Consider the following 20,372-nt stretch of genomic DNA (forward strand, 5'->3'; position numbering starts at 1 on the left):
GGCCCGGTTGCGCGCGGCGCACCCCCGGTGCCCACCGACGTCGAGATCGCCGATGCCCTGGTCGCCCGGGCCGCCCGGCTCACCTCGGGCGTCGGGATGGCGACCGGCGGGCTGGCCGTGGTGCGCCGGTCGGTGCCGCGGTCGCTGCTGACCCTCCCGCTCGAGCTCGGCGCCGAGACGGTGCTGACCGCCGCCGTCGAGGTGGTGCTCGTCGGCGAGCTGCACGAACTGCACGGCCGGCGTCCACCGGGCGATGCACGCGCCCGCGCGTCGGCCTACCTGGCGACCTGGTCGGCGCTCCGCTCCGGCCAGGGGGCGACCGGCCTCGGTCCCGCACTGGGCGCCGCGGGCCTGCGGGGCCTGCACCGCCGGCTCGGCCGCACCCGGGCGGGCGGCGTGTCGGCGTCGGCACCGCTGCTGCTCGGCGCCACCCTGGCCGGGCGCGGCCACCGCCGGGCCACCGAGACCCTGGCCGACCGCGTGCTCCGCGACCTGCGCGGCGAGGACTCCTCCTAGGATCGCCGCGTGACCGATTCCCCTCCGTCCGAGCTGGACGTGCCGGTCACGGTGCTCGCGGCCGACGGCACTGTGCCGCGGTACGCGCTCCCCGGCGACGCCGGCGCGGACCTGACCGCCGCCGAGGACGTCGAGCTGGCTCCGTTGCAGCGCGCCCTGGTCGGCACCGGGGTGGCCGTCGCGATCCCGGAGGGCTACGCCGGGTTCGTGCACCCGCGGTCGGGCCTGGCGCACCGTCTCGGGCTGAGCGTGGTCAACGCTCCCGGGACGATCGACTCGGGCTATCGCGGCGAGATCAAGGTGAACCTGGTCAACCTCGATCCGGCCATGCCGCTGACCTTGCGGCGCGGGGACCGGATCGCGCAGCTGGTGGTGCAGCCCGTGGTGCGGGCCAGGTTCGTCCCGGTGGAGCAGCTGCCCGGCAGCATGCGGGGGACCGGCGGGCACGGCTCGACGGGGAGCTCCTCGGGGGGCACGACGATGGTGGACGAGGAGCAGGACTGACATGGCGTTCGGACGACGACGCAACCGGATCGACCGCAGCCTGCGGGAGCGCGGGGTGCCGCCGGAGCCGCAGGTCCGCGAGCGCGAGGTGGTGGAGACCACCGGCCCGTGGGACGAGGCCGACGCGCCGGACGACGGCATCGCCCGGCTGGACCTGGGCGCGCTCCGCCTGCCCGCCCGCCCCGGCATGGAGCTGCGGGTGGACCTCGGCCCGCAGCAGCAGGTCGTCGGCGCGACGCTGCGCTCGGGCGAGTCGCTGTTGCAGGTCGCCGCGTTCGCCGCGCCCCGGGCCTCCGGCATCTGGGACGACGTGCGGGCGGAGATCGCGCGGACCGCGTCGGGGCAGGGCGCCTCGCTGCGCGAGGTGGAGGGCCCCTTCGGAACGGAGCTCGCCGGCACGGTCATGGCGACACCGGCCGCGTCGCAGCCCGGCCAGCCGGCGCCGCAGCCGGTCCGCCGTCCGGCGCGCTTCCTGGGCGTCGACGGGCCGCGCTGGTTCCTGCGCGGCACGATCAGCGGCCCGGCGGCGGCGAGCCCGGAGGCCGCCGCGGAGCTCGAGGACGCGTTCCGGGCGGTCGTGGTGGTCCGTGGCACGGCGCCGATGCCGGTCCGGGAGTCGCTGCCGCTGACCCTGCCCCCGGAGGCCGCCGCGCGGCTGACGAAGACCGCACCCGCGGCCCCGCGGACACCTCCGGGCGGTGCCGGCGGCGGCGGCAGCGCCGCGCCGGACCGCACTACCCTGGATCCGTGACCCGGACCCGTCCCGCCGGCTGGCTCTCGCGGACACTGCACCGGCTCACCGCCGATGACCAGGCGGTGGACGCCGAACGCCTCCGGGCGGGTGCGGCCAGCGCCGGCTGCACGCCGGTGAGCTCCTGCCGGAAGGGGACCGTCGCCTCGGTGGCCGGCCGGCTCAGGTCGGTCGTCTACACCCCCCGCGAGACGCTGCCGACCCTCGAGGCCGAGCTCTTCGACGGCTCGGGGTCGGTGACGCTGGTGTGGCTGGGGCGCCGCCGCATCCCGGGCATCGAGCCGGGGCGCACGCTCACCGCCGAGGGTCGCGTCGCGGTCCTCGACGGCCGGCGGGTCATCTACAACCCGCGCTACGAACTGGGCGGCTCCTGAGCAGCGTGCCGCCCGGCGCCCCCGACAGCCCCGAGGGACGCCGGCGAGCAGACCAGGTCAGCGCGACGGGGGAGCCGGCCGGGCCGGTCGACGACGCCCGTGCGGACGACGACGGCGACGCCTCGATCGTCTTCGACCGCCATCTCGTGCTCGACCAGCTCGGCGGCTGGCGCGGCATGGTCGACGCGACGCTGCCGACGGTGGCGTTCATCGTCGTCAACGGCATGGCCGGACTCCGGTCCGGGATCTGGGCGGCCCTCGGTGTGGCCCTGGCGGTCTTCGGGCTCCGGCTGGCCCGCCGGGAGAGCGTCCAGCAGGCCGTCAGCGGCCTGTTCGCCGTCGGCGTCGCCGTGGCCATCGCGGCCGTCACCGGCGAGGCCCGCAACTTCTACGTGCCCGGCATCCTGCGCAACGCCGCGCTCACCGTCGTGCTGCTCGGATCGGTCGCGCTGCGACGACCGCTCGTGGGGGTGGTCGCCGAGTTTCTGGCGCCGAGCCACCTCGGCGCCATGGCCTCGCCGCGGTCGGCCCTGCCAGGGCTGCGCGGCCGGGTGGAGCGCGCCCGCGCCGCCCTCGAGGGCGACGGCCCGGATCCCGGGCCGCGCCGCCGGCGACCGGACCCGGAGCCGGAGCGGCACTGGCGGGAGGATCCCCGCCTGCTGCGGGCCTACGGCTGGCTCACCGTGCTGTGGGCGGGGGTGTTCCTGCTCCGGGCGGGGGTGCAGGGCTACCTGTACCTGCGGGCGGAGGACGGCGACGCCACCGACCTGGGCGTCGTGTCGCTCCTGCTGGGCGTCCCGGTCACCGCGGTGGAGGTGGTGGTCACGCTGTGGGTCGTCTCCCGGCTGCACCGCCACCGCGCGCCCGCGAGGGACGCGACGTCGGAGGAGGACCGGCCCGCCGCGTGACGGTGCACCGAAGGGGGCGCGCGGTCAGCTGCCGGTGGGCCGGGGCGCGAAGACGGCCCTGAGCTCGTCCTCGACGTCCTCGTGGGTGACGAACAGCAGCTCGTCGCCGACCTCCAGCGGCTCGTCCGGCGAGGGGGTGATCACCCGCTCGCCGCGCAGCACCGCGGTGAGGACCGTCTCGCGGGGCAGCGGCAGCTCGCCGAGCGCGCGGCCCACCCACGGGGTGTCCTCGGCCAGGGTGGTCTCCACCAGGTTCGCCGCGCCCTTGCGGAAGCTCATCAGCCGGACGACGTCGCCGACGGTGACCGCCTCCTCCACCAGCGCCGCCAGGACCCGGGGGGTGGAGACGGCGACGTCGACCCCCCACGCCTCGGTGTACAGCCACTCGTTGCGCGGGTCCTTGACCCGGGCCACCACGCGGTTGACCGCGAACTCGGTCTTGGCCAGCAGCGAGACGACCAGGTTGGCCTTGTCGTCCCCGGTCGCCGCGACCAGCACCTCGCACGTGGCCAGCTGGGCCTCCTCGAGCGAGGAGACCTCGCAGGCATCGGCGTGCAGCCACTCCGCCCCGGGCAGGGAGCGGGCGCCGACCTTCCGGGCGTCCTTCTCGATGAGCATGACCGCGTGCCCGTTGGCCAGCAGCTCGCCGGCGATCGACCGGCCGACGGCGCCGGCGCCCACGATGGCCACCCGCATCAGTGCTCACCTCCCTGCGGTCCGCTCTCGACGACGTCGTGCACCCGTGCCGAGATCTCGTCGGTGGCGGCGAGCGCAAGCTGGTCGCCGTCCTGCAGCACGGTGCCGGCGGTCGGCAGCTGCGACTCCCCGAACCGGACGAGCCACGCGGCCCGGGCGCCGGTGGCGGCCTCGAACTCGGTCAGCCGGCGGCCCACCCAGCTCTCGGTGACGGTGACCCGCATGAGGAGCACCGTGCCCGTGGGCTCCCGCCACAGCTCGCTCACCTTGACCGCGAGCAGCTCGCGCAGCAGCCGCTCGACCGTCCACGGGACCGTGGCGACGGTCGGGATGCCCATCCGCTCGTAGACCTCGGCCCGCTTCTCGTCGTAGATGCGGGCCACCACGTGCTGGACGCCGAAGGTCTCGCGGGCCACCCGCGCGCTGATGATGTTCGAGTTGTCCCCGCTGCTCACCGCGGCGAAGGCGCCCGCGGAGTCGATGCCCGCGTCCAGCAGCGTCTGCCGGTCGAAGCCCCGGCCGGTGACCTGCCGGCCGGTGAAGTCCGGCCCCAGCCGGCGGAAGGCCGCCGGGTCCTGGTCGATCACCGCCACGCTGTGGCCGACCTCCTCGAGCCGGCGGGCGATGGCCGAGCCGACCCGGCCGCAGCCCATGACGACCACGTGCACGCAGCCACCCCTAGGGGATCCGTCGCGCCGGCGACCGTCCGCCCGCGCACCGGGCGCGAAGCTACACCCGCGCGAGGCCCCGACCGGCCCGCGGCCGGCCGCCTCACCCTCCGGTGGCGGACACCGCGCGGGCGGGGGCCGTCGGGGCGCCGGCGTCCGTACGATCGCCGCCGTGCCGACGCTGTCCGATCTCGGGCATCTCCCCAAGCGGCTCGTCCTCGGACGGGCCGTGCGCAGCGACCGCCTGGGCGAATCCCTGCTGCCCAAGCGCTACGCGCTGCCGATCTTCGCCAGCGACCCGCTCTCCTCGGTGGCCTACGCCACCCAGGAGATCCTCATCGTCCTCACGCTGGCCGGCACCGCCTACCTCTTCCTGACGCCCTGGCTGGCCGCGCTCGTCGTCGTGCTGCTGGGCGTCCTGGTGCTGTCCTACCGGCAGGTCGTGCGCGCCTACCCCTCCGGCGGCGGCGACTACGAGGTCGCGCGGCAGAACCACGGGCCGTTCGCCGCGCTGGTCGTGGCCAGCGCGCTGCTGGTCGACTACGTGCTCACCGTCGCCGTCTCGGTGTCCGCCGGCACCGACAACATCATCTCGGCGTTCCCGGAGCTCGCCGAGCACCGCGTGGCGATCGCCGTCGGGCTGGTCGGGCTGCTCGCGGCGCTGAACCTGCGCGGTCTGCGCGAGTCCGGCCGTGCCTTCGCCGTCCCGACCTACCTGTTCGTCACGGCGATCCTGCTCATGGTCGCCACCGGCCTGGTCCGCTACTTCGTCACCGACGCGGGGCTGGTCGCCGAGTCCGCCGCCTACGGGGTCGAGCCCGCACCCGGGTACGGCGAGATGGGCGCCCTGGCCCTCGTCCTCCTCGCGCTGCGGGCCTTCGCCTCCGGCTGCACCGCGCTGACCGGGGTCGAGGCGATCGCCAACGGGGTTCCGGCGTTCAAGCCGCCGAAGAGCCGCAACGCGGCCACCACGCTGACCTGGATGGGCGGCATCGCCGCGGTCATGTTCCTCGGCGTCAGCTCGCTGGCCCTGCTCGCCGACGTGAAGTACGTCGAGGACGCCTGCGAGCTGACGGGCTTCGCCGACTGCGAGACCGAACCGCAGCGCACCGTGATCGCCCAGCTCGCGGCGGCCACCTTCGGCGGCGACACCTCGGTCGGGTTCTTCGCCGTCCAGGCCGGCACCGCCCTGGTCCTGATCCTCGCCGCCAACACCGCGTTCAACGGTTTCCCGCTGCTCGGCTCGGTGCTGGCACAGGACCGGTACATGCCCCGCCAGCTGCACACGCGCGGGGACAAGCTGGCCTACAGCAACGGCATCCTGCTGCTCGCCGGCTTCGCGATGCTGCTCATCGTCGCCTTCGACGCCGACGTCTCCCGGCTCGTCCAGCTCTACATCGTCGGCGTCTTCACCGCGTTCACCATCGGCCAGTGGGGGATGGTCCGGCACTGGAACCGGGAGCGGTCGTTGGAGTCCGACCCCGCGGTGCTGGCCCGGATCCGGCGGTCCCAGGCGATCAACCTGGTCGGCGGCACGATCACCAGCGTCGTCCTGGTGATCATCGTCGTCACCAAGTTCACCCACGGGGCGTGGCTGGTGCTGGTGTCCATGCCGCTGCTGATCGGCCTGATGAAAGCGATCCACCGGCACTACTCGAACGTCTCCGCGCAGCTGGTGCCCGACGCCGAGACGCGCATGCTGCCGAGCAAGGTGCACGCGGTCGTGCTGGTGTCCAAGGTGCACAAGCCGACGCTGCGGGCGCTGGCCTTCGCCCGGGCGACCCGGCCCGACGAGCTGACCGCGCTGACCGTCAACGTCGACGACGCGGAGGTGCGGGCCCTGCAGGCCGACTGGGAGCGCTACGACATCCCCGTGCCGCTCACGGTGCTCGAGTCCCCGTTCCGCGAGGTCACCCGGCCGGTCGTCGACTTCGTCAAGAGCATCCGACGGAACAGCCCGCGCGAGCTGGTGGTCGTCTTCGTGCCGCAGTACGTCGTCGGCCACTGGTGGGAGAACGTGCTGCACAACCAGAGCGCGCTGCGGCTGCGCGCCCGGCTGCAGTTCCAGCCGGGTGTGATGATCACGACCGTGCCGTGGCAGCTGCAGAGCTCGATCGGCCGGGACGCCCGGGAGGACCGGTCCGCGCCCGGCGACCTGCGGCGCGGCTACACCGACGACGTCGACGCCACGCCCTATGGGTGATAAAGGACCCCGCCGCCCCCCGCCGCTCGCACGCTCGCGGCGGGCCCCTGCGGCGGGGCCGAACTGGGTCGGCCAGGAGTTCGAGGTGACGGTCGGGCCGGTCGCGCACGGCGGGCACTGCGTGGCGCGGCACGAGGGGCGGGTCGTGTTCGTCCGGCACACCCTGCCCGGCGAGCGCGTCCTCGTGCGGGTCACCGAGGACCGCCAGCCGGGGTTCTGCCGCGCCGACGCGATCGAGGTCCGCGCCGCCGCTCCGGGCCGGGTCGAGCGGCCCTGCCCGCACAGCGGGCCCGGCCGGTGCGGGGGGTGCGACTGGCAGCACGTGGACCCGGCCGAGCAGCGCGCGCTCAAGGCCGCGGTCGTGCGCGAGCAGCTCGCCCGCCTCGCCGGGCTCGACGACGTCGCGGTGACGGTCGAGGAGCTGCCCGGCGGGCCGCTGCGGTGGCGGTCGCGGACCCGGTTCGCCGTCGACGGGGACGGCGCGCCCGGCCTGCGGCGGCACCGCTCGCACGACGTCGTCGTCCTCGACGACTGCCCGATCACCGTCGAGCCCGCGGCCCGGGCGGTGCTCGGCCGGCGCTGGCCCGGGGCGGGCGCCGTCGACGTGGCCATCGACTCCACCGGCGCGGTGACCACCAGCCGGTTGGACCGCGCGGGACGGGTGACGTCGAGCCGCGTCGTCCGGCCCGGAGGGGACCTGCCGGAGGAGCCGGTCACCCGCGCCGAGCGGCGCGCGGCCGGCCGTGACTGGGAGGTGGAGGGCACCGGCTTCTGGCAGGTGCACCCGGCCGCCGCCGACGCGCTGGTCGACGCGGTGTCCGGCTTCGCCGAGGTGCGGCCGGGGGAGACGGTGCTGGACCTGTACGCCGGCGCCGGGCTGTTCGGCGGCGCGCTCGCGCCGGGAGTGACCGAATCCGGCCGGGTGGTCTGCGTCGAAGCCGACCCGGGAGCCTGCGCGGCCGCCGACGCCAACCTCGCGGACCTGCCGCAGGCCGAGGTCTGGCAGGGCGAGGTGGACGTCGAGGGGCTGCGCGAGCTGCTCGTGGAGCTCGGCACGCCGCCGGACGTCGTCGTCCTCGATCCGCCGCGCGCCGGGGCGGGGCGGGCGGTGAGCCGGCTGCTCGCCGGGACGGGGGCGCGGGCCGTCGTGTACGTGGCCTGCGACCCGGCCGCCCTGGCCCGGGACGTCGCCGCCTTCGGCGAGGCGGGGTACCGCCTCGCCGGCCTGCGCGGCTTCGACGCCTTCCCGATGACGCACCACGTGGAGTGCGTGGCGCTGCTGGTCCCGAGTCCCTAGTCGTCCCCGCGGGTCACCGGTAGTCCTGCTCCCAGCGCATCAGCTGCCGCTTCTCCGCGCGACGCCGACGGCGGCTGGCCTCCCGCTGCGGCTCCTTGCAGATCGTGCAGGTGCAGCGGAGCTCAGGGTGCCACCACCGGTCGCCGTGCTCGGCGAGCTTGATCCGGTAGGGCGCGGTCTTGTCGGTCCTGCTCATCGCGGTGACCTTTCGGCTCCGCCCGGCCCCGGACGGGCCGGGGTAGGAGGAGCCGATCGCTGGTCACGGGAACCGTTCTACCGCTGCGCCCGTCCGACCGCCAAGGCTCAGCCTCGCGACTCTGCCGACGTCGGCGTAGCGTGCCGGCATGGCGCGCACCGGTGCGGTCATCGGCATCCTGGCCCTCGTCGCCGCCGCCGGGTACGCGGCGGCGCCCGACACCGAGCCCGAGTACCTCGGTGACCTGCCCTCGATCATCGAGCAGGCCGAGGTGGCGCCCCCGCTCCCGCCCGAGTTCGTGCCGCCGCCGGACGTGCCGCCGGGCCCCCGCGTCGATGGCCCCGACCCGGTCACGCTCGAGGCGCCGCCGCCGATCCCGCCGGTCCCGGGGGAGCGCGTGCCCGCGCCCGTCACCGACACCGTGCGCGAGTTCGATCCGAGCGTGGAGAACAACGGCGCGCCCTCGCCGGGGAGGGGGCTGCTGGGCGCCCTCACCGACCTCCTCGGGACCGGTCCGATCCCGTGCGTGGACACCGACACGATCCTGCGGCCCGAGGGGCTCGTCGACTGCCTGACCGGAGAGCTCCTCGAACCCGCGCTCCCGCTGGACCCGTGCGCGCTCGAGCCGGTGGTGGGCGAGTGCCTGGGCGTGCTCCCCGAGGGGGCGGGAACCCCCACCGGCTAACGTTCGGGTGTGCCCACGTGGGAATACGCCTCGGTCATCACCGCCAACGATGCGGAGTCACAACGGGCCGGTGTGAGCGTCAAGCTCCCCGGCGGACAGTCGGAACGCCAGCAGGGCGACACCAGCTCGGTGCTCAACAAGCTCGGCAGCGAGGGCTGGGAGCTGGTCAGCTACCACTCCAGCGGCTCCGGCTCCTGGGGCTTCGAGCAGTTCTGGCTCAAGCGCCAGACGGGCGCCTGACCCCGCCACGCCGGAACGGTCCGTCGAACACGTGTTCGACGGATGCGGCACACTGGTGGCGTGGACGCGACGGTGCCGCCGGGCTGGCCGGACGAGGTGCGCCCGCCGGGCGCCCCGGACTGGGAGCGCACGGCGGTCGCCTGGCTGTACGACCTCGTGCCGCCCGACTACCGGGCGCACGAGGTGCTGCGCCGGTACCCGGTGCTGCTCGCCCGCTTCGCCGCCGACCACGTCGCCGCGGGGATCGAGGCGGCGCGGGCCGGATGGCGGACCGTCCGCGTGGACCTCGCCGACCACCTGCCCCCGGACGCCATCGAGGCCGCGATGAGGGCCTACGAGCGCGAGGGTGCCCGCCTCGCGGCCGCTGCCCGCGGCGTCGAGGTGGTCGGGGCCGCCCTGCGGGGAGAGCGCTGGGTTCCCCGCCTGTGACGCGGTGCCCGCCGGGTGCGTCCGGACGCGCCTCTCGACCGGAAGAGATCCACGTCCGCACGTACAGTTGACCGGCGGCCGCACGCTGGTTGCCTGATCCACTGCCGCACCTGCCGTCGACGGAGAGGAAGACACCCCCACCGTGTCGCTCCTGCGCTCGCTCTCCGGCCCCGAGGACCTCCGTGCCCTGCCGGCCGACCAGTTGCCCGCCCTGGCCGGAGAGATCCGTGACGCCCTGGTCACCGGCGTGGCGAGGACGGGTGGCCACCTCGGCCCCAACCTCGGCTGCGTCGAGCTGACCATCGCCCTGCACCGGGTGTTCGACAGCCCGCACGAGCCGATCGTCTTCGACACCGGCCACCAGTCCTACGTGCACAAGATGCTCACCGGCCGCGTCGAGGGCTTCGAGCGGCTGCGCCAGCGCGGCGGGCTGTCCGGCTATCCCTGCCGCGGTGAGAGCGAGCACGACTGGGTGGAGAACAGCCACGCCTCGACGTCGCTGTCCTACGCCGACGGGCTGGCCAAGGCCTTCGCCATCCGCGGCGACCAGCGGCCGGTGGTCGCGGTCATCGGCGACGGCGCGCTCACCGGCGGGATGGCCTGGGAGGCGCTCAACAACATCGCCGCGGCGCAGGACCGGCCCGTGGTGATCGTCGTCAACGACAACGGCCGCTCCTACTCGCCGACCATCGGCGGCGTCGCCGACGCGCTGGCCACCCTGCGCCTGCGCCCCGGCTACGAGAACGCGCTGCTGCAGGTGCGCCAGGCGCTGCACCGCGCCCCCGTCGTCGGCACCGCGCTCTACGACGCGCTGCACGCGATCAAGAAGGGCCTCAAGGACGTCCTGTCCCCGCAGGGCATGTTCGAGGACCTGGGCCTGAAGTACGTCGGCCCGGTGGACGGCCACGACATCGAGGTCATGGAGTCGGCGCTGCGTCGGGCCCGGTCGTTCGGCGGCCCGGTCATCGTGCACGCCGTCACCACCAAGGGCTACGGCTACCCGCCGGCCGAGACCGACCAGATCGACGCCTGGCACGCCACCGGGGTGTTCGACCCCGACAGCGGCACCAGCGTGCGCAAGACCGGCCTGGCGTGGACCGACGCGTTCTCCGACGAGCTGGTGAAGATCGGCACCGAGCGGGCCGACGTCGTCGCGATCACCGCGGCGATGCTGCACCCCACGGGGTTGGCCGCCTTCGCCGAGCGCTTCCCGGAGCGGACGTTCGACGTCGGCATCGCCGAGCAGCACGCCGTCACCTCCGCCGCCGGCCTGGCGATGGCCGGGATGCACCCGGTGGTCGCCGTCTACTCGACCTTCCTCAACCGCGCGTTCGACCAGTTGCTCATGGACGTCGCCCTGCACCGGCAGCCGGTGACGGTCGTGCTGGACCGGGCCGGCGTGACCGGTGAGGACGGCGCCTCGCACAACGGCATGTGGGACCTCTCGATCCTCTCGGTGGTGCCGGGCATCCACGTGGCCGCACCACGCGACGAGGCCACCCTGCGTGAGGCCGTCCGCGAGGCGGTGGCGATCAGCGACGGGCCGTCGGTGGTGCGGTTCCCCAAGGGGGCGCTGCCGCCGGAGCTGCCCGCGCTGGAGCGGCGCGGGCCGGTCGACGTGCTGCGCTCCGTGGACGCCGCCGACGTGCTGCTGGTCGCCGTCGGCTCGATGGTGCCGGTCTGCCTGGCCGCGGCCGAGCGGGTCGCCGACCACGGGATCGGCGTCACCGTCGTCGACCCGCGGTGGGTGCTGCCGGTGTCGGACAGCCTGGTGGAGCTGGCCTCGCGTCACCGGCTCGTGGTCACCGTCGAGGACGGCGGCCGGGCCGGGGGAGTGGGGACGACGCTCAGCCAGGCGCTGCAGGACCGGGAGATCGACGTCCCGGTGCGTGCCCTGGGCCTGCCGCAGGCGTTCTTCGAGCACGGTTCGCGCGGCCAGGTGCTGGCCGACGCCGGGCTCACCGAGCAGGACGTCGCCCGCCGGATCGCCGAGTGGGCGGCGACCCTCAGCGACCGCGCGGACGTGCGGATGGCCCAGCCCGTGGACGGCGCCCAGCAGTAGTCCCGCCCCGGGCCGTCGTCCTTCCGCGGCGTGCGACGTCCTCCCTCACCGTCGACCACGAGGGAGGACGTCCGACGATCAGGTGAGCTGATCGTCGCCGAGAAGGGTCAGGCGCGGGTGGCGGCGTCGGTGAGCACGTCGGCGGTGAGCTCGACCTGCCACTCCCGCGCCCCGCCGGCGCGCAGCGCGTCGACGACGGCGTCGCGCCCCGGCGGCGAGGGCGGGCTCCACATCAGGCGGCGCACGAGGTCGGGGGAGAGCAGGTTCTCCACCGGCACGGTGTGCTTCTCCGACAGCTCCGCCAGCCCGGCGCGCGCCACCTGCAGGCGGGTCGCGGCGGCGGGGTCGCGGTCCGCCCAGCGGTTCACCGGCGGCGGGCCCTCACCGGGCCGGCTCTGCGGCGGCAGCTCCTCCTCGGGCAGCGCCTTGCCGCGGGCCAGCGCCTGGAACCAGTGCGCCACCAGCCGCCGGTTCGCCCGGCCGCGGAACACCGGCAGCTCCAGTAGCGCGCCCTCGTTCTTCGGGTCCGCCTGCACCGCCGACACCATCGCCGAGTCGGGCAGGACCCGGCCGGGCGCGACGTCCCGTCGCCGGGCCAGCTGGTCCCGAGCCTCCCACAGCGAGCGCAGCATGCCCAGCTGCCGGCGGCTGCGCAGGCCGTGGACGCCGGAGGTGCGCCGCCACGGGTCGGCCTTCGGAGCCGGCGGGCCGGCCCCGAGGATCGCCTCGAACTCCTGGCGGGCCCACTCGGTCTTGCCCTGGGCCTCGAGGATCTCGGCCAGCGCGTCGCGCAGATCGACGAGCACCTCGACGTCGAGCGCCGCGTAGACCAGCCACTCCTCGGGCAGCGGGCGGGTGCTCCAGTCCGCCGCCGAGTGCCCCTTGACCAGCGAGTAGCCCAGCAGCGACTCGACGACGGCGCCCAGCCCCACGCGCGGCAGCCCGGCCAGGCGGGCGGCGAGCTCGGTGTCGAAGATGCGGCTGGGCACGAGGCCGATCTCGGCCAGGCAGGGCAGGTCCTGGTTCGCGGCGTGCAGGACCCATTCCACATCGCGGATCGCGTCCTGGATCACCGACACGTCCGGCAGCGGAACGGGGTCGAGCAGCCCGGTGCCCGCGCCCTCGCGGCGCAGCTGCACCAGGTAGGCCTTCTGGCCGTAGCGGTAGCCGGAGGCGCGCTCGGCGTCGACGGCCACGGCACCGCTGCCCTCGCGGAGCGCCTGGGCGTACTCCACCAGCTGGGTGGACGTCTCGATGACCGGCGGCAGTCCGTCACGAGGGGCGAGCAGCGGGGTCGCGGGGTTCTCCTCGGCGGCGGCGTCGTCCGTCGCCGGCCGAGGACTGGGCTCGGTGCTCAGTTGCCGTCCACCTTCTCGCCGGTTCTCGTCGGTCGGCTGCACGGGTGGGTCCGCTCGCCGTTCCCGATGTTAGAGACTCCCACCGCCGGAGCGGTCAGTGGCTCTCGTCACCGGACCCCAGCAGCCGCACCCCCGGAGGCGGCAGGCCGGCAGCGTTGGCCAGCACCTGGAGCCAGGCGTGCAGGTGCCGGTCCAGCGCGGTGTCACCCGCCGTCCAGGACGCCCGCATCTCGACGTCGACCGAGTGCTCGGGCCCGGCCAGCTCCCCGAAACGGGTCGAGGCGGTGCGGGTGACGGTTCCCCCGACAGTCGAGTACGCCGCGCCGGTCTCGGTCAGGGCGTCGGTCAGCCAGCTCCAGGCGACCTCGGAGAACATCGTGTCGTCCACCAGCTGCTCGTCGGTCTCGGCCGAGAGGTAGCCGACGCACCGGGTCGTGCCGTGCCAGGTCTCGTGGCCGTCGGGGTCGTGGAGGACGATGAACCGCGCGCTGGCGATCTCCACCTCGTCGTCACCGTCGGCCTCGGTCACCGAGGCGGCGATCGCGTGCGCCCAGGGAGCGAGCCGCTGGGGCGCCGGGATCTGCTCCAGCACGATCTCCGGCCGGGCCCGCACCCCGGCGAGGGCCTCCAGGGCGGCACGGAACGGAGCGGGGACCTCGGCCCCCGGCACGTCCGTGCCCCTGGTCCCGGCGCCGGCCAGGATGTGCGGCTCCACGTGCGCAGGGTAGGTGGCCATCCGGTGCACCGCGCCCGACGCGCCGTACGCCTCCCGACTCCCCTCCGACGCACCGGGCACACGGGACGTGGTCGTCTGGGAGACTCGACCTCCGTGAGCTCCGCATCCGTTCCGGTTCCGTCGACGTCTCCGGCCGACTCCGATCTCGTCCGCGCTGCCCGAGGGCTGCCGGTCACCCGCACCCCGGTGTGGTTCATGCGCCAGGCCGGGCGGTCCCTGCCGGAGTACCGGAGCCTGCGGGCGGGCACCGTGATGCTCGAGGCCTGCCAGGACCCGGACATGGTCACCGAGATCACCCTGCAGCCGGTCCGCCGGCACGGCGTCGACGCGGCGATCCTCTTCTCCGACATCGTGCTGCCGCTGGTGGTGGCCGGTCTGGACATCGAGATCAAGCCCGGCATCGGCCCGGTGATCGCGAACCCGGTCCGCTCGGTCGCCGACGTCGACGCGCTGCCTCCCTTGGAGCCGGAGGCGCTGGGCTTCCTGGAGACGGCGGTCCGCCAGCTCGTCGCGGAGCTCGGCGCCACCCCGCTGATCGGCTTCGCCGGCGCGCCGTTCACCCTCGCGACCTACCTGATCGAGGGCGGGCCGTCCAAGGAGCACGCCCGCACCAAGGCCTTCATGTACTCCGAGCCGGAGGCGTGGGGGCGCCTGATGGACAAGCTGGCGGTCTCGGCCGCGGTCTTCCTGCGTGCGCAGATCGACGCCGGCGCCGTCGTCGTCCAGCTCTTCGACTCCTGGGCCGGCGTGCTGTCGGCGGCCGACTACGCCGAGCGGGTGCTGCCGCACTCCCGGGCGGTCTTCGACGGCCTCGGCGAGCGGGACGTGCCGCGGATCCACTTCGGCGTGGGCACCGGCGAGCTGCTGCCGCTCATCGGCGACGCGGGCGCCGACGTCGTCGGCGTCGACTGGCGGATCCCGCTGGACGAGGCCGCGCGCCGCGTGGGCCCGCAGCGCTCGCTGCAGGGCAACCTCGACCCCGCCGTCCTGCTGGCCGACCGCGCCACGGTCGACCGCGAGGTGCGCCGGATCGTCGAGCAGGGCAAGGCCGCCCGGGGCCACATCTTCAACCTCGGCCACGGCGTGCTGCCCGACACCGACCCCACCGTGCTCACCCACGTCACCGAGCTGGTGCACGAGCTCACGACGCGATGACCCCGGCCCACCCCACGGCCCGGGCGAACCGCGTCGTCGTCGTCGGCGCCGGCATCACCGGGCTGGCTGCCGCTTTCGAGTGGCGGCGGCGCCGGCCCGACGACGAGATCGTCGTCCTGGAGGCGGGGGACCGGATCGGCGGGAAGCTGCACCGGGTCGAGCTGGCCGGCTCCTGGTACGACACCGGGCCCGAGGCGATGCTGGCGCGGGTCCCGGACGCCGTCGCGCTGGTCGAGGCGCTGGGCCTGAGCGACCGGCTGGTCGCCCCGGCGACGACGCAGGCGTCGGTCGTCCTGCCCGACGGCCGGCACCCGCTGCCCGCCGGGACGGTGCTCGGCGTGCCCGCCGAGGCCGACGGGCTCGAGGGGTTCCTGTCCGCCGACGGCGTCGCTCGGGTCCGGGCCGAGGCCGACCTGCCGCCCGTGCAGCTGGACGGCGACGTCGCCGTCGGCGCGCTGCTCCGGGAGCGGCTGGGCGACGAGGTGGTCGACCGGCTCGTCGAGCCGCTGCTCGGCGGGGTCTACGCCGGGCGGGCCGACGAGCTCTCGCTCCAGGCGACGATGCCCGCCCTGGCCGCCCACCTGCCGAGGGCCGGGTCGGTCCTGGGTGCGGCGGCGGCCGCCCGGGACGCCGGCGCTCGCAGCCGCGGGGACGTCGACGGCCCGGTGTTCGTCACCGTCACCGACGGCATCGGCTCGCTGCCGGCGGCGCTGGTCGAGGCTTCCCGCGCGGACGTCCGGCTGCGCGCGCCGGCGCACGGCCTGCGGCGGACGGCGTCGGGCTTCGAGGTCTCCGCGGGCTCCATGGCCGAGCCCCAGGTCCTCGCCGCGGACGCGGTGATCGTGACCGCCCCGGCGCTCAAGGCGGCCCGGCTGCTGCAGGAGGTGGCGCCGTCCGCGGTGGAGCCGCTCGCCGGCATCCCGTACGCGTCGATGGCCGTCGTCGCCATGGCCTTCCCTGCGCAGGAGGTCGCCGCCGGGTCGGGGCTGCTGGTGCCGCCGGTCACCGGCCGGCTGGTCAAGGGCGTGACGGTGTCGTCGGCGAAGTGGCCGCACCTGGACGGCGGCGGTGCGCTGCTGGTCCGCTCGTCGGTCGGCCGGTTCCGCGCCGAGAGCGACCTGCAGCGCGACGACGACGAGCTCGTCGCCGCCGTGGTCGAGGACGTCGCCGACCTCCTCGGGCTGGCCCGCCCCGAGCCCCTGGAGACCGCACTCGTCCGCTGGGGCGGCGGCCTGCCGCAGTACCTGGTCGGCCACCCCGGCCGGGTCGCCGCGGTGCGCGCCGCCGTCGCCGAGGTGCCGGGGCTGGAGATCGCCGGGGCCGCGTTCGACGGCGTCGGCGTGCCCGCCTGCATCCGCGACGCCTCTCGCGCCGTCGCCGCACTGCTGGACTGATTTCCGAAGAGGGGATGATGGGGGACATGAGCGAGCAGACCGTGGAACAGACTGGCGAGCGCAGCATCGGCAAGCGGGCGAACGAGCTGAACGCCACCATCCGCTACACGATGTGGTCGGTGTTCCGGCTGGCCCGCCCGCTGGCCGACGAGGGCCGCACCGCGGCCGCCGACGAGCTGACCGCGCTGGTCGAGGAGCTCGCCGGCAAGGACGTCGTCGTCCGCGGCACGTACGACGTCGCCGGCTTCCGGGCCGACGCGGACCTCATGGTCTGGTGGCACGCGCCGTCGGCCGAGGCGCTGCAGGAGGCCTACACCCGGCTGCGTCGCACCGCGCTGGGCCGCCACCTCGACCCGGTGTGGTCGCAGATGGCGCTGCACCGGCCGGCGGAGTTCAACCGCAGCCACATCCCGGCGTTCCTCGCCGACGAGGAGCCGCGGCAGTTCGTCTGCGTCTACCCGTTCGTGCGGTCCTACGAGTGGTACCTGCTGCCCGACGAGGAGCGGCGGGACCTGCTCAAGGAGCACGGCATGCAGGCCCGGCCCTACCCGGACGTGCGGGCCAACACCGTGGCCGCGTTCGCCCTGGGCGACTACGAGTGGATGCTCGCCTTCGAGGCCGACGAGCTGCACCGCATCGTCGACCTCATGCGCGACCTGCGGGCCAGCGGGGCCCGGCGGCACGTCCGCGAGGAGATCCCGTTCTACACCGGCGTCCGCAAGCCCATCGCGGAGCTGGTCCGCGACCTGGCCTGACCCGGAGAGGGGCCAAAAACGTGCTTGTGGCCCCTCTCCAGGGACGGCGTCACTCCGCCGGCTGCAGGCGGATCGACACGGAGTTGATGCAGTAGCGGTCGCCGGTGGGCGTCTGCGGGGCGTCGTCGAACAGGTGACCCAGGTGGCTGTGGCAGGTGCCGCACAGCACCTCGGTGCGGATCATCCCGAAGCTGCGGTCCTCGCGGAGGATCACGTTGTCCTCGTCGGCGGCCTCGTAGAACGACGGCCAGCCGCAGTGCGAGTCGAACTTGGTCTCGGAGCGGAACAGCTCGGCGCCGCAGGCCCGGCACTCGTAGACGCCGACGGTCTTGGTGTCGACGTACTCACCGGTCCAGGCGCGCTCGGTGCCGGCCTGGCGGAGCACCGCGTACTCCTCCGGCGACAGCTGCGCCCGCCACTCCTCGTCGGTCTTCTGCACCTTGGGGGTCTGGGAGGAGGTCGTCATGCTGCCTGGAACGGCGACGGCCGGATCACCATTCCCCGCCGTCACCGGCCCAGTCCCGCCTCGCGAGCCCGCACGATCGCCTGCGCCCGGTCGGTGACCTGCAGCTTGGTCAGCACGTTCGAGACGTTGTTGCGCACGGTCTTCGGCGACAGGTAGAGCGTGGCGGCGATCTGCGCGTTCGACCGGCCGGCGGCGATCAGCTCCAGCACCTCCCGCTCCCGCGGCGTCAGCTGGGGGAAGGCCTCGGCCGGGCCGGCGGGCGCGGCGGCGAAGAACTCCGCGATCCGGCGGGCGAGCGTCGCGCCGAACACGGCTCCGCCCGCGGCGACGGTGGTGATCGCCCGCACCACCTCCTCCTGGTCGGCGCCCTTGAGCAGGTAGCCGCGGGCCCCGGCGCGGACGGCGGCGAAGACGGTGCCGTCGTCCTCGCTCATGGTCAGCACGACGACGCCCACGGACGGGGACGCGGTGGTGATCCGCCGCGTCGCCTCGATGCCGTCGACACCGGGCATCTGCACGTCCATCACGACGACGTCGGGCTGCTCGTCGAGGGCGAGCGCGACCGCCGATCCGCCGTCGGCGGCCGTGCCGACGACGGCGAGGCCCGGCACCGAGCCCAGCAGCACGGCCAGGCCGTCGCGGTACACCGGGTGGTCGTCGACGACCAGGACCCGCAGCGGCCCCTCGTCGGCACCGGTCTCAGGCATGCTGCTCCTCCCCGCCCGCGGGCAGCACCGCCCGCACCACCGTGCCGCCCTCCGGCGGGCACTCCACCGTGCACGTACCGCCGAGCTCCGCCGCCCGTTCCCGCAGCGAGACGAGGCCGACGCCGGCGGGTGCGTCGCGGGCGATGCCGACGCCGTCGTCGGTCACCGTGACCACCAGCGACCCGGCGGCGCACTGCAGCGCGATCGACACCCGGGTGGCGCACGCGTGACGGGCGACGTTGGCCAGCGCCTCGGACGCGATGCGGTAGGCCGCCACCTCCACCGCCGCGGGCAACCGGTCCGCCTCGGGAGCGGCGGAGACGGCCACGGTCACCTGCGGACCCAGGACGCGCTCCGCCTGCTGGTGCACCGCACCGGCCAGGCCGAGGTCGTCCAGCGCCGGCGGTCGGAGGTCGTGCACCAGCCGCCGGACGTCGGCCAGCGCCGCCGCCACGTCGTCCCGGGCCTGGCGGAGCACCCGGTCGGCCTCCTCGGGGTGGTCGGCCGCTAGGTTGCGGGCGGTGTCGATGCGCAGCACCACCGCGCCCAGGCTCGGACCCAGCCCGTCGTGCAGGTCGCGGCGCAGCCGGCGCCGCTCCTCCTCCCGGGCGGCCACCAGTTGCTCCCGGCTGCTCTGCAGCTGCAGCGCCAGCGACGACGCCCGCGCCGCGGCGGCGGCCTGCCGGACGACGTCGGCGAGCAGCTGCTCGTCCCGGGTGACCAGCTGCGCCCGCACGCCGTCGCGGGGGAGGAGGAGCCGGCCGACCTGCTCGCCCCGGTAGGCGATCGGCAGGGTCTGGACGGCGGCCGGGCGACGACCGTGCTCGGCCAGCAGCTGCTGCCCTCCGGGCGCTCCGACCTCGACGCCGACGTACGGCGAGCGGAACGCCTCGGCCACCGACGCGGCCACCGCCATCAGTTGCTCCTCCGGCGCATCGCTGCGTTCCAGGCGCTCGGCCAGCCCGGACACGACGCGATAGGGGTCCTCCCGCTGCCCCAGCACCCAGCGCCGGACGACCCGCCACAGCGCTGCCCTGAGCGGCACGTAGACGATGGCCACCAGCATGAGCGTGACCACGAGGGCGTTGCGCTCGTCGAAGCGGTCGTCCAGGAACGCGCCGGCCAGGGCCAGCACCGCGAGGTCGAGGACGACGACGCCGACCGCCAATCCGCCGTACACCAGCGTCCCGCCGAGCAGCCGGTCGATGTCGACCAGCCGCGGGCGCAGGATGCCGACGGTCACGGCCAGACCGGTGAGGCCGATGGCCACCGTGAGGTCGAGGCTGATCGTGCTCGACGGGAAGACGAGGGCGGCCGTCATGACGAGCGCGTCGACCACGCCGGCCCAGAGCAGCCAGTGCATGCGCCGGCGGTCGTCGCCGGAGGCGGCCCGCAGCCGGTGGACGACGACGGCGAGCGGCAGCAGGATCCCCAGCGCGCTGAGCGGGAACGCCACCTGGAGCAGCGGCATCACCAGACCCTCGGGCAGCGGCAGGCTGGTCGCGTCGAGGTTCAGCCCGAGGTAGGGCTCGGGCATCGTCTGGCCGGCGCGCTCGTCGAGCAGGTCCGCCGGTGTGGTCACGATGAGCACGGGCAGCAGCGCGGTGCAGCCCAGGGCGACGAGCGACACCGTGCGCCAGCGACCGCCCGGCAGCCGACCGTCCGGATAGAGGAGGAGCAGCAGCGGCAGCCCGATCAGCAGCCAGGCGCCGAAGCGCTGCACGAACCAGAAGGCCAGCGACGCGCCGGCCAGCGGCGGATCGAACTGCACCGCGTAGGCCAGCCAGGACGAGGCCAGGCCGTCGAAGGCCCAGAACAGGGCCATCCCCGCGACGACCCAGGAGACGGCGTTGCGCGGCGCCCGCTGCAGCAACAGGGCACCGGGGACGGCGAGCAGCACGCCGGACAGGCCGATCTCCCAGCCGAGGCCGGACTCCGTGGCGTCCCGCGCGGCCTGCGGGGTGACGACGTCGAGGAGCACGGTGGCCGCCACGGCGGCGAACGTGACGGCCAGCCCGATCCAACCGAGCGCCGGGACCAGCGAGCGCCGCCCGGCACGTGCCGGTTCGGCAGCCGCGGCCGGTGGCCGGGGGGTGCGCACCTCGACCTCCACGCGCGGATCATGCCGGGACCGGTGTCCCGAGGAACAGGGGCGCGGTGTCCCGTTCCACCCGGGACAGCGGCCGGGCGGGATCTGCCGCTGTGGCACTGGGCGCCCGGGACGGCCGGCCACGACGGTCGTGACCGGCGATGCCACCCGGGCATCGCGCCC

Annotated in this window: 21 protein-coding genes and 1 pseudogene; 14 read left to right on the top strand and 8 right to left on the bottom strand. The window is 75.1% G+C overall.

All coding sequences use genetic code 11. From position 1 onward, the window contains the following. The 5 genes and pseudogenes from A6V29_RS12750 to A6V29_RS12770 all read left to right on the top strand — a co-directional run. Positions 1-516 (top strand): annotated as a pseudogene (locus A6V29_RS12750) (hypothetical protein); the annotation flags it as partial. Between the two features lie 9 nt (positions 517-525). After that, positions 526-1,020: a dUTP diphosphatase gene (gene dut / locus A6V29_RS12755; RefSeq protein ID WP_137160648.1), complete on the top strand. Its 495-nt coding sequence runs from the start codon at positions 526-528 to the stop codon at positions 1,018-1,020. 1 nt (position 1,021) lies between these two features. Further along, positions 1,022-1,771, top strand: a complete 750-nt coding sequence (locus tag A6V29_RS12760) for a DUF3710 domain-containing protein (RefSeq protein WP_137160649.1) — start codon at positions 1,022-1,024, stop codon at positions 1,769-1,771. Then, complete coding sequence (locus tag A6V29_RS12765) at positions 1,768-2,145, top strand: OB-fold nucleic acid binding domain-containing protein (protein ID WP_137160650.1); 378 nt, start codon at positions 1,768-1,770, stop codon at positions 2,143-2,145. The genes A6V29_RS12760 and A6V29_RS12765 overlap by 4 nt, the downstream gene beginning before the upstream one ends. A 5-nt stretch (positions 2,146-2,150) precedes the next feature. Then, on the top strand, positions 2,151-3,053 hold the full coding sequence (locus A6V29_RS12770) for a DUF3159 domain-containing protein (RefSeq protein WP_249933204.1): 903 nt from the start codon (positions 2,151-2,153) through the stop codon (positions 3,051-3,053). Positions 3,054-3,077: 24 nt separating this feature from the next. Here the strand turns inward: A6V29_RS12770 and A6V29_RS12775 are convergent, their stop codons facing one another. Together A6V29_RS12775 and A6V29_RS12780 are read right to left on the bottom strand one after the other, a co-directional pair. Further along, positions 3,078-3,749, bottom strand: coding sequence for a potassium channel family protein (locus A6V29_RS12775; protein ID WP_137160651.1), 672 nt, complete (start codon positions 3,747-3,749; stop codon positions 3,078-3,080). Then, positions 3,749-4,417 carry a potassium channel family protein gene (locus tag A6V29_RS12780; protein ID WP_137160652.1) on the bottom strand — a complete coding sequence of 223 codons (669 nt, stop codon included), beginning with the start codon at positions 4,415-4,417 and terminating at the stop codon, positions 3,749-3,751. Before A6V29_RS12780 ends, A6V29_RS12775 begins: the two co-directional genes overlap by 1 nt. A gap of 172 nt (positions 4,418-4,589) precedes the next feature. On the opposite strand from A6V29_RS12780, the gene A6V29_RS12785 reads away from it, so the two are divergent. Then, the gene (locus A6V29_RS12785; protein WP_137160653.1) at positions 4,590-6,620 is read left to right on the top strand and encodes an APC family permease; all 2,031 of its coding nucleotides are present in this window, start codon (positions 4,590-4,592) and stop codon (positions 6,618-6,620) included. Continuing rightward, positions 6,613-7,917, top strand: coding sequence for a class I SAM-dependent RNA methyltransferase (locus tag A6V29_RS12790; RefSeq protein ID WP_137160654.1), 1,305 nt, complete (start codon positions 6,613-6,615; stop codon positions 7,915-7,917). Before A6V29_RS12785 ends, A6V29_RS12790 begins: the two co-directional genes overlap by 8 nt. 13 nt (positions 7,918-7,930) lie before the next feature. Here A6V29_RS12790 and A6V29_RS12795 read toward each other — a convergent pair whose 3' ends face one another. After that, positions 7,931-8,113, bottom strand: a complete 183-nt coding sequence (locus A6V29_RS12795) for a hypothetical protein (RefSeq protein ID WP_137160655.1) — start codon at positions 8,111-8,113, stop codon at positions 7,931-7,933. A 148-nt stretch (positions 8,114-8,261) separates the two neighbouring features. Here A6V29_RS12795 and A6V29_RS12800 point away from each other — a divergent pair, with 148 nt between their 5' ends. The 4 genes from A6V29_RS12800 to dxs all read left to right on the top strand — a co-directional run bounded on the left by A6V29_RS12800 (position 8,262) and on the right by dxs (position 11,529). Continuing rightward, the gene (locus A6V29_RS12800; protein ID WP_137160656.1) at positions 8,262-8,798 is read left to right on the top strand and encodes a hypothetical protein; all 537 of its coding nucleotides are present in this window, start codon (positions 8,262-8,264) and stop codon (positions 8,796-8,798) included. A 9-nt stretch (positions 8,799-8,807) separates the two neighbouring features. Continuing rightward, positions 8,808-9,038: a DUF4177 domain-containing protein gene (locus tag A6V29_RS12805; protein ID WP_137160657.1), complete on the top strand. Its 231-nt coding sequence runs from the start codon at positions 8,808-8,810 to the stop codon at positions 9,036-9,038. A gap of 60 nt (positions 9,039-9,098) precedes the next feature. Continuing rightward, positions 9,099-9,467, top strand: a complete 369-nt coding sequence (locus A6V29_RS12810; RefSeq protein ID WP_212719358.1) for a hypothetical protein — start codon at positions 9,099-9,101, stop codon at positions 9,465-9,467. Between the two features lie 142 nt (positions 9,468-9,609). Then, entirely contained in the window at positions 9,610-11,529 is a 1,920-nt protein-coding gene (gene dxs / locus A6V29_RS12815; RefSeq protein ID WP_137160659.1) for a 1-deoxy-D-xylulose-5-phosphate synthase, read from the top strand. Between the two features lie 107 nt (positions 11,530-11,636). Here the strand turns inward: dxs and A6V29_RS12820 are convergent, their stop codons facing one another. Beyond that, positions 11,637-12,929, bottom strand: coding sequence for an HRDC domain-containing protein (locus tag A6V29_RS12820; RefSeq protein ID WP_212719360.1), 1,293 nt, complete (start codon positions 12,927-12,929; stop codon positions 11,637-11,639). A 52-nt stretch (positions 12,930-12,981) separates the two neighbouring features. Continuing rightward, complete coding sequence (locus A6V29_RS12825) at positions 12,982-13,602, bottom strand: DUF3000 domain-containing protein (RefSeq protein ID WP_212719362.1); 621 nt, start codon at positions 13,600-13,602, stop codon at positions 12,982-12,984. Between the two features lie 114 nt (positions 13,603-13,716). On the opposite strand from A6V29_RS12825, the gene hemE reads away from it, so the two are divergent. Genes hemE through hemQ form a run of 3 tightly spaced genes read left to right on the top strand, consistent with a single transcriptional unit; the run spans position 13,717 to position 16,927 of the window. Further along, on the top strand, positions 13,717-14,778 hold the full coding sequence (gene hemE / locus A6V29_RS12830) for a uroporphyrinogen decarboxylase (protein WP_249933206.1): 1,062 nt from the start codon (positions 13,717-13,719) through the stop codon (positions 14,776-14,778). Next, positions 14,775-16,172 (top strand): protoporphyrinogen oxidase, encoded by a 1,398-nt coding sequence (gene hemG / locus A6V29_RS12835; RefSeq protein ID WP_137160661.1) that lies wholly within the window; start codon positions 14,775-14,777, stop codon positions 16,170-16,172. Before hemE ends, hemG begins: the two co-directional genes overlap by 4 nt. A gap of 26 nt (positions 16,173-16,198) precedes the next feature. After that, the gene (hemQ, locus tag A6V29_RS12840) at positions 16,199-16,927 is read left to right on the top strand and encodes a hydrogen peroxide-dependent heme synthase (protein ID WP_137160662.1); all 729 of its coding nucleotides are present in this window, start codon (positions 16,199-16,201) and stop codon (positions 16,925-16,927) included. A 49-nt stretch (positions 16,928-16,976) separates the two neighbouring features. On the opposite strand, the gene msrB is transcribed toward hemQ, so the two are convergent. The 3 genes from msrB to A6V29_RS12855 are packed head-to-tail and all read right to left on the bottom strand — an operon-like array spanning position 16,977 to position 20,213. Next, a complete protein-coding gene (gene msrB, locus A6V29_RS12845) occupies positions 16,977-17,393 on the bottom strand; it encodes a peptide-methionine (R)-S-oxide reductase MsrB (protein ID WP_137160663.1) in 417 nt (138 codons plus the stop codon). 41 nt (positions 17,394-17,434) lie between these two features. Beyond that, entirely contained in the window at positions 17,435-18,100 is a 666-nt protein-coding gene (locus A6V29_RS12850; protein WP_137160664.1) for a response regulator, read from the bottom strand. Then, positions 18,093-20,213 carry a sensor histidine kinase gene (locus A6V29_RS12855; RefSeq protein ID WP_137160665.1) on the bottom strand — a complete coding sequence of 707 codons (2,121 nt, stop codon included), beginning with the start codon at positions 20,211-20,213 and terminating at the stop codon, positions 18,093-18,095. The genes A6V29_RS12850 and A6V29_RS12855 overlap by 8 nt, the downstream gene beginning before the upstream one ends. Positions 20,214-20,372: the final 159 nt, after the last annotated feature.

The organism is Blastococcus sp. CCUG 61487, assembly GCF_005222955.1.
Classification (GTDB): Bacteria; Actinomycetota; Actinomycetes; order Mycobacteriales; family Geodermatophilaceae; genus Blastococcus.

What these genes read in the sequence shown, in the direction of transcription:
- A6V29_RS12760 (WP_137160649.1), top strand. Translation starts at nt 1,022, where the DNA reads ATGGCGTTCGGACGACGACGCAACCGGATCGACCGCAGCCTGCGGGAG.
- A6V29_RS12775 (WP_137160651.1), bottom strand. Translation starts at nt 3,749, where the DNA reads ATGCGGGTGGCCATCGTGGGCGCCGGCGCCGTCGGCCGGTCGATCGCC.
- A6V29_RS12790 (WP_137160654.1), top strand. Translation starts at nt 6,613, where the DNA reads ATGGGTGATAAAGGACCCCGCCGCCCCCCGCCGCTCGCACGCTCGCGG.
- A6V29_RS12795 (WP_137160655.1), bottom strand. Translation starts at nt 8,113, where the DNA reads ATGAGCAGGACCGACAAGACCGCGCCCTACCGGATCAAGCTCGCCGAG.
- A6V29_RS12800 (WP_137160656.1), top strand. Translation starts at nt 8,262, where the DNA reads ATGGCGCGCACCGGTGCGGTCATCGGCATCCTGGCCCTCGTCGCCGCC.
- hemG (WP_137160661.1), top strand. Translation starts at nt 14,775, where the DNA reads ATGACCCCGGCCCACCCCACGGCCCGGGCGAACCGCGTCGTCGTCGTC.
- hemQ (WP_137160662.1), top strand. Translation starts at nt 16,199, where the DNA reads ATGAGCGAGCAGACCGTGGAACAGACTGGCGAGCGCAGCATCGGCAAG.
- msrB (WP_137160663.1), bottom strand. Translation starts at nt 17,393, where the DNA reads ATGACGACCTCCTCCCAGACCCCCAAGGTGCAGAAGACCGACGAGGAG.
- A6V29_RS12850 (WP_137160664.1), bottom strand. Translation starts at nt 18,100, where the DNA reads ATGCCTGAGACCGGTGCCGACGAGGGGCCGCTGCGGGTCCTGGTCGTC.